Annotated in this window: 7 protein-coding genes and 4 tRNA genes; 7 read left to right on the top strand and 4 right to left on the bottom strand. The window is 67.6% G+C overall.

Annotated elements, in window-relative coordinates:
- Positions 1 to 52 precede the first annotated feature (52 nt).
- The 3 genes from B2J86_RS15505 to B2J86_RS15515 are packed head-to-tail and all read right to left on the bottom strand — an operon-like array spanning position 53 to position 2,116.
- A complete protein-coding gene (locus B2J86_RS15505) occupies positions 53 to 589 on the bottom strand; it encodes a TPM domain-containing protein (RefSeq protein ID WP_169168072.1) in 537 nt (178 codons plus the stop codon).
- A 2-nt stretch (positions 590 to 591) separates the two neighbouring features.
- Positions 592 to 1,494 (bottom strand): YgcG family protein, encoded by a 903-nt coding sequence (locus B2J86_RS15510; protein ID WP_173026048.1) that lies wholly within the window; start codon positions 1,492 to 1,494, stop codon positions 592 to 594.
- A gap of 16 nt (positions 1,495 to 1,510) precedes the next feature.
- Positions 1,511 to 2,116 (bottom strand): LemA family protein, encoded by a 606-nt coding sequence (locus tag B2J86_RS15515; protein ID WP_169168070.1) that lies wholly within the window; start codon positions 2,114 to 2,116, stop codon positions 1,511 to 1,513.
- Between the two features lie 216 nt (positions 2,117 to 2,332).
- Here B2J86_RS15515 and B2J86_RS15520 point away from each other — a divergent pair, with 216 nt between their 5' ends.
- Together B2J86_RS15520 and B2J86_RS15525 are read left to right on the top strand one after the other, a co-directional pair.
- Positions 2,333 to 3,349 carry a YheT family hydrolase gene (locus B2J86_RS15520; RefSeq protein ID WP_169168069.1) on the top strand — a complete coding sequence of 339 codons (1,017 nt, stop codon included), beginning with the start codon at positions 2,333 to 2,335 and terminating at the stop codon, positions 3,347 to 3,349.
- Entirely contained in the window at positions 3,342 to 3,881 is a 540-nt protein-coding gene (locus B2J86_RS15525; RefSeq protein ID WP_173026049.1) for a DUF2946 family protein, read from the top strand. Before B2J86_RS15520 ends, B2J86_RS15525 begins: the two co-directional genes overlap by 8 nt.
- 84 nt (positions 3,882 to 3,965) lie before the next feature.
- On the opposite strand, the gene B2J86_RS15530 is transcribed toward B2J86_RS15525, so the two are convergent.
- Positions 3,966 to 4,844, bottom strand: a complete 879-nt coding sequence (locus tag B2J86_RS15530) for a cytochrome c5 family protein (RefSeq protein WP_173026050.1) — start codon at positions 4,842 to 4,844, stop codon at positions 3,966 to 3,968.
- Positions 4,845 to 5,174: 330 nt separating this feature from the next.
- Between B2J86_RS15530 and B2J86_RS15535 the strand changes: the two genes are divergently transcribed.
- The 5 genes from B2J86_RS15535 (at position 5,175) to tuf (ending at position 6,989) form a co-directional block, all read left to right on the top strand.
- Positions 5,175 to 5,250: transfer RNA gene (locus tag B2J86_RS15535), tRNA-Arg, on the top strand.
- Between the two features lie 104 nt (positions 5,251 to 5,354).
- Positions 5,355 to 5,440 (top strand) — tRNA-Tyr (locus B2J86_RS15540).
- Between the two features lie 74 nt (positions 5,441 to 5,514).
- Positions 5,515 to 5,588 (top strand) — tRNA-Gly (locus B2J86_RS15545).
- Between the two features lie 58 nt (positions 5,589 to 5,646).
- A tRNA-Thr gene (locus B2J86_RS15550) sits at positions 5,647 to 5,721 on the top strand.
- Between the two features lie 77 nt (positions 5,722 to 5,798).
- Positions 5,799 to 6,989, top strand: a complete 1,191-nt coding sequence (gene tuf, locus B2J86_RS15555; RefSeq protein ID WP_169636161.1) for an elongation factor Tu — start codon at positions 5,799 to 5,801, stop codon at positions 6,987 to 6,989.

Below are 6,989 nucleotides of genomic sequence, written 5' to 3' on the forward strand. Positions count from 1 at the left end.
GCCAGGGTGGCGCCGCCTCTGCGGCCCGCCAGGGCGCAGGCGCGGTGCGGCCTCAGCGGCGCAGCAGCGGGTCGCCGGTCAGCACCGGCGCATCGGGCAGTTCATTGGGTGCGCGCGCGCTGCCGCGCGGCGCGGGGAAGTGTTCTTCGAGCAGCGCGCTCACGCGCGCGAGGGCCTCGGTGAGGCCTTCGTCATAGCGCTGCCCCTGGAACGCCTGGCCCATGCCGGCCACCAGGCCCTCCCAGGTCGCCTGGGGCACGGCGCGCGCGAGCCCCCGGTCGGCCACGACCTCGATCGCGTGGTCGGCCAGCAGCAGGTAGATCAGCACGCCGTTGTTGTGCTCGGTGTCCCACACGCGCAGCTTGCCGAACAGCGAGACGGCGCGTTCACGCGCTGGCGCCCCACGCCAGAGGTAGGCCACGGGCAGGCCGGCTTCGACGCAGATGCGCACCTGGCCAGTGTGGCGCTGCTCGCTGGCGGCGACTTGGCGCGTGAGCTGCTCGATCAGCGGGGGCGGCACGGCCTGGCGCAGGCGGCCTTCGGCCCAGCGGTGGCGCAGCAGGCGCGCGATTCGTTGCATCCAGCCCATGCTCACCACCCCCCGGAGGCGCCGCCGCCCCCAAAACTGCCACCGCCGCCGGAGCTGAACCCGCCGCCCCGGCCGCCGCCCCATCCTCCGCCGCCCCCGCCGCCCCCGCCGCCCCATCCACCGCCGCCGATGAAGGGGCCACCGCCGCGGCCCCGGCCGTTCGACAGCAGCGTGAGCAGCAAGGCCAGCACACCCGCGCCACCGGCGAGCAGCGCACTGGCGGTGAGCAGGTAGGCCAGGGTGCCGGTGCCGCCGCCCATCAGCACCGCACCGAAGCGGTTGCCAAAGATGCGGCGCACGACCGGTCCGATGAGCACCACGCCGAAGAACAGGAAGATCGCCAGTTCGGTCCAGTCGATGCCCTGGCCGCGAGCCTGCGGGGTGCGCGCCGTGGGGGCCGGCAGCGCTTCACCGGCGATGCGCGCGCCGATCTGGTCGAGTGCGGCGCCGATGCCGCCCGCGTAATCGTTCTCGCGAAAGCGCGGCGCCATCGCCTGGTCGATGATGCGCGCGGCCGCCAGATCGGGCACCGCGCCCTCGAGCGCGCGCGCCACTTCGATGCGCATGCGCCGGTCGTTCTTGGCCACGACCACGAGCAAACCGTCGCCGACCTCGCGGCGGCCGATCTTCCACTCGCTGGCCACGCGGTGGGCGTAGGCCGCGATGTCTTCGGGTGCCGTGCTCGGCACCATCAGCACCACCACCTGCGAACCCGATTTTTCTTCGAGGCCCTGCAGCCGCGTTTCCAGCGCCTGGCGTTCGCTGGCGCTCAAGGTCTGGGTCTGGTCGATCACGCGCGCCGTGAGCGCGGGCACCGGGAGCAGCTCTTGTGCGCCTGCGCCCAAGGGCCAGACAGCTACAAAAAAGAGAGCTAATAACGCACGAAAGTAAAGGTCTAGAGCCATATTTGACTCTTGTTTCTTACTTGGCGGTCGCCGGCGCGGGGGCAGAGAAGTCGACCGTGGGCGGCACCGAAATCTGGGCTTCGTTCTGCACCGTGAAGGTGGGTTTGGGCGCGTAGCCCATGACCTTGCCGGTGAGGTTGGTGGGGAAGCTGCGGGCCAGCACGTTGTACTCCTGCACCGTCTTGATGTAGTTGTTGCGCGCCACCGTGATGCGGTTCTCGGTGCCCTCCAGCGTCACGCGCAGATCGCGAAACGCCTGGTTGGCCTGCAGCTGCGGGTAGCGTTCGGAGACCGCCATCAGGCGCGAGAGCGCGCCCGAGAGTTCCCCCTGGGCCTGCTGGAACTTGTTGAACGCCTCGGGGTTGTTGAGCAGCTCGGGCGTCGCCTGGATCGACGTGGCCTTGGCGCGCGCCTCGATCACCTTGGTGAGCGTGTCCTGCTCGAACCGGGCCTCGCCCTTGACCGAGGCGACGATGTTGGGCACCAGGTCGGCGCGGCGCTGGTACTGGTTGAGCACCTCGCTCCAGGCGGATTTCGATTGCTCGTCGAGCCGCTGGAAGTCGTTGTAGCCACAGCCCGACAGGGCGAGCGCGGTGGCGATCAGGGCAAGAAAACGCTTCATGGTGGTGGGCGCCGGGGCAGGAAGAGGGCGGGAGTGCCATGGCCACGGGCGCGCTGAAATTGTGCCGCAAACCCCCGCACACCGGTCGGCGCGCGAAGGTTGACAATGGTCTGGCGCGGAGGGCCGCAGCGGCGCTGCCCGCACCGTCGAGCTGGTGGGCTTCCAAAAAACTGGCTAAAAATGGCTGCAACCCTTTACAGATAAACGCATGCTGCTATGGACTATGTAGCGCCCCGGTGGTTGCCTGGCGGCCAGCTGCAAACCATCTGGCCTGCGGTGGCGGCGCGGCGCGTGTTCGGCGCTCCGCCCCCCTACCGGCGCGAGCGCTGGACGGCGCCCGACGGCGACTTCATCGATGTGGACTTCCTCGACGACGGTGTCGCCGCCGAGGTGCCGCGGCCGCTGCTGGTGCTGTTCCATGGGCTCGAGGGCTCGTCGCGCAGCCATTACGCCGAAGCCTTTGCCGACATGGCGCGCGAGCGTGGCTGGGCCTGCGCGCTGCCGCACTTCCGCGGCTGCAGCGGCGAGGTCAACCTCGCGCCCCGCGCCTACCACTCGGGCGACCACGCCGAAGTGGCCTGGATTCTGCAGCGCTTGCGCGCCGCGCACCGCGGACCGCTGCTGGCCGTGGGCATCTCGCTGGGGGGCAATGTTCTGCTGCGCTGGGCCGGCGAGGCCGGCGCGTGCGCGCGTGTCGGTGCCGATGCCGTGGTGGCGGTCTGCTCGCCGCTGGACCTGGCGGCGGCCGGCCGCGCCATGGGGCGGGGCTTCAACCGGCAGGTCTACACCCGCATGTTCCTGCGCACCATGGTGCCCAAGGCGCTGCAAAAATGGGCCCAGCACCCGGGCCTGTTCGACCGCCGCGCGCTGCTCGCCGCCCAGGATTTGTACGCCTTCGACAATGTGTTCACCGCGCCGCTGCACGGTTTCCGGAACACCGACGACTACTGGCGCCGCGCCTCGGCCAAGCCCTTCCTCAGAGGCATCTGCATTCCCGCGCTGGCGATCAACGCGCTCAACGACCCGTTCGTGCCCGCCGCGAGCCTTCCGGGTCCGGCCGACGTCAGCCCCTGCGTACGCCTGTGGCAGCCCCGGGAAGGCGGCCATGTCGGGTTTGCCCAGGGGCGCCTGCCCGGGCATGTGCGCGCGCTGCCCGACGTGGTGGGCTGCTGGCTGGCGGCCTTGCTGACCGTGGCGGCGGCACCGTCGGGTGCAGAATCGGGCCATGGATGACATCGTTCAACAGGCCATGGCGAAATGGCCCAACGTGCCCCACTGCCATGGCTGGCTCGGCCTGGACGCGCGAGGACGCTGGTACCTGCGCGACGACGCGGTGCAGGCGCGTGGCGCGTTTGCGCAGAGCAAGGGCGCGCTGCTGCAGCACGACAAGCTGATCGCCTTCATCGCGCGCAACTACGAAGCCGACGCCCACGGGCAGTGGTTCTTCCAGAATGGGCCGCAGCGGGTCTATGTCGAGCTGGAGTGCACGCCCTGGATCTGGCGCATCGGGCCCGATGGCCTGGGCCTGATCTCCCACACCGGCCGCGCGGCCCGTACCACGGCCTGCCTGTGGGACGAAGAGGGGCGGGTGTACCTGGCCAGCGAGATGGGCCTGGGCCTGGTGCACACGCTCGATGTGCCGCAGGTGGCGGAGGCCCTGGAGCGCGGCGACTGGCTGGCCGAGCCCGTGCAGTCCAGCCACCTGCCCGCGCGATACGGCTTTGTGCGCAGTCCCGCGGCGCGCGCCGGCAGCCCGCACCCCTGAACGGGCCGCGCGCGCGGCAGGGGCGAAAAAAAGCCGACCTCTGCAGGTCGGCCGGGGTGGGGCGCGAAGCCCCTGGCGGGCGCCTTATTTGGCGGCGGCGGCGGCCATGTAGTCCACGGCGGCGTGGATCTCGGCGTCCGACGCGCTGGTGCCGCCACGCGGGGGCATGGCGCCCTTGCCCTTGAGGGCGATGGCATACATCGTTTCCATACCTTCCTGGATGCGGGGCGCCCAGGCGGCCTTGTCGCCAAACTTGGGGGCGCCGGCCACGCCAGCGGCATGGCAGACCTGGCAGGCCTGCTTGTAGAGGGCTTCGCCCGCAGCGCTGGCGGCAGGGGCGGCTGCCACGGTGGCGGTCGCTGCAACGGGCGCCGCAGCTTGCGGGGCGGGGGCGGCAGCAGCCGCGATGGGCGCAGCGGCAACGGGCGCGGCTGCTGGTGCAGCAGTGGGTGCGGCAGCGGCGCCCGCGGGCGCGGCGGGTTCTGCGAACTTGGCGCCGGCGGCGTTGGCCATGTAGGCCACCGCACGGCCGATTTCGGTGTCGTTGAAGTCCCCGCCACCTTGGGGCGCCATGGCGCCCTTGCCTGCGAGCGCCGAATGCACCAGTGCGTCAAACCCGGTCTGGATGCGCGGGGCCCAGGCCGATGCATCGCCCAGCTTGGGCGCGCCAGCGGCGCCGGTGGTGTGGCAGGCCGCGCACTGGGCCTTGAAGACGTCCTCGCCGTTCTTGAGCGCGCGGTTGGCGTCGCGGATTTCGACCATGCCCACCTTCTGGATGCGCTCGGCCACTGCCTTTTCGGGGTTGGCGGCGCCCAGCGCAGGCTTGTTGGCCGAGGTGACGTAATACACCAGTGCGATGATGGCGAAAATGGGAATCACAAACGCGAAAAGAACGGCCGCGAGCAGTTGCTTGGGATTCTTGATGGGGCCGGTGTGGGCTTCTTCGGAGTGGTGGGCGCTCATGACTTCCTCGGAAATGTCAGTGTGTGGGGCTTGAAATCAGCCAGGAATTATATGGGTCGGATGTAGGGCACGCGCCGCGTGCGCACCGATGGGCCCGGGCAAGTCAAAATCAGCCGCCTGCTGGCGTGCAATAATGGATGGCTGCACCAGCAATGCGCCAATAGCCCGCCAAAGTGGTGGCGCAAAGATGGCCGAATGCGTGTCCGTTCGGCGATAGGTCCCGGTGTTGTAAGAGTTGCGGCTGTAGCTCAGTGGATAGAGTATTGGCCTCCGAAGGCTATAGTCATCCGGGCTGTCAGCGGAATTTTGAGTATTGGTCTTTTAAGAGTTGCGGCTGTAGCTCAGTGGATAGAGTATCGGCCTCCGAAGCCGAGGGTCGTGGGTTCGATCCCCGCCAGCCGCACCAATGATTTTCCGCGCCGCGGGCCTGGCCGCGCGCTTGCGCTGATCGCGATTTTTGATGGAAGTGACGGGGCACGGAAAAAGCTGTGCTAGAATTCGAAATTCTTCGGAGGAGTGCCCGAGTGGCTAAAGGGGGCAGACTGTAAATCTGTTGGCTTACGCCTACGCTGGTTCGAATCCAGCCTCCTCCACCAAATTGCAAAGCGTGAGCGTGGATTGTTCAGGAGGCCCTTGCGGGCTTCGCGTTGAGGTTGTTTTGGCGGCCGATGCGGGAGTAGTTCAATGGTAGAACCCTAGCCTTCCAAGCTAATGACGCGGGTTCGATTCCCGTCTCCCGCTCCATGGCTTGCTTTGCTGGTTTGTGTTGAATGTGAAGTGGCTGCGCAAGCAGTTGCAAGTTGCCCATGTGGCTCAGTGGTAGAGCACTCCCTTGGTAAGGGAGAGGTCGCGGGTCCGATTCCCGCCATGGGCACCACAAATTTCAGGTGCGTCTGCTTGAGATTGCGCCAAAATCCTGTTGTGTTGTAGTAGGTTTTTTTCGGAGTCGGAAAAATGGCAAAAGGTAAGTTTGAACGCACCAAGCCGCACGTCAACGTGGGCACGATCGGCCACGTCGACCATGGCAAGACGACGCTGACGGCAGCGATTGCCACGGTGCTGTCCAAGAAGTTCGGCGGCGAAGCCAAGGACTACTCGCAGATCGACAACGCGCCCGAAGAAAAGGCCCGCGGCATCACGATCAACACCTCGCACGTCGAGTACGAAACCACCGGCCGCCACTACGCGCACGTGGACTGCCCCGGCCACGCCGACTATGTGAAGAACATGATCACGGGCGCCGCGCAGATGGACGGCGCCATCCTGGTGTGCTCGGCCGCTGACGGCCCCATGCCCCAGACGCGCGAGCACATCCTGCTGGCCCGCCAGGTGGGCGTGCCCTACATCATCGTGTTCCTCAACAAGTGCGACATGGTCGACGACGAGGAGCTGCTTGAGCTCGTCGAGATGGAAGTGCGCGAGCTGCTCGACAAGTACGACTTCCCCGGCGACGACACCCCGATCATCCGCGGCTCTGCCAAGCTCGCCCTCGAAGGCGACACCGGCCCGCTGGGCGAACAGGCCATCCTCAAGCTCGCCGATGCCCTCGACAGCTACATCCCCACGCCTGAGCGCGCGGTGGACGGCGCCTTCCTGATGCCCGTCGAAGACGTGTTCTCGATCTCTGGCCGCGGCACCGTGGTCACGGGCCGCATCGAGCGCGGCATCATCAAGGTCGGCGAAGAAATCGAAATCGTCGGCATCAAGGACACGGTCAAGACCACCTGCACGGGCGTGGAAATGTTCCGCAAGCTGCTCGACCAGGGCCAGGCCGGCGACAACGTGGGCCTGCTGCTGCGCGGCACCAAGCGCGAAGACGTCGAGCGCGGCCAGGTGCTGTGCAAGCCCGGCTCGATCAAGCCGCACACGCACTTCACGGCCGAGGTGTACGTTCTGTCGAAGGACGAAGGCGGCCGCCACACGCCCTTCTTCAACAACTACCGCCCCCAGTTCTACTTCCGCACGACGGACGTGACGGGCGCCATCGAGCTGCCCGAAGGCAAGGAAATGGTCATGCCGGGCGACAACGTGTCGATCACCGTCAAGCTGATCAACCCCATCGCCATGGAAGAGGGCCTGCGCTTTGCCATCCGCGAAGGCGGCCGCACCGTGGGCGCTGGCGTCGTGGCCAAGATCATTGCTTAA

It is taken from the genome of Acidovorax sp. SRB_14 (assembly GCF_012932145.1).
Lineage (GTDB): Bacteria > Pseudomonadota > Gammaproteobacteria > Burkholderiales > Burkholderiaceae_C > Simplicispira.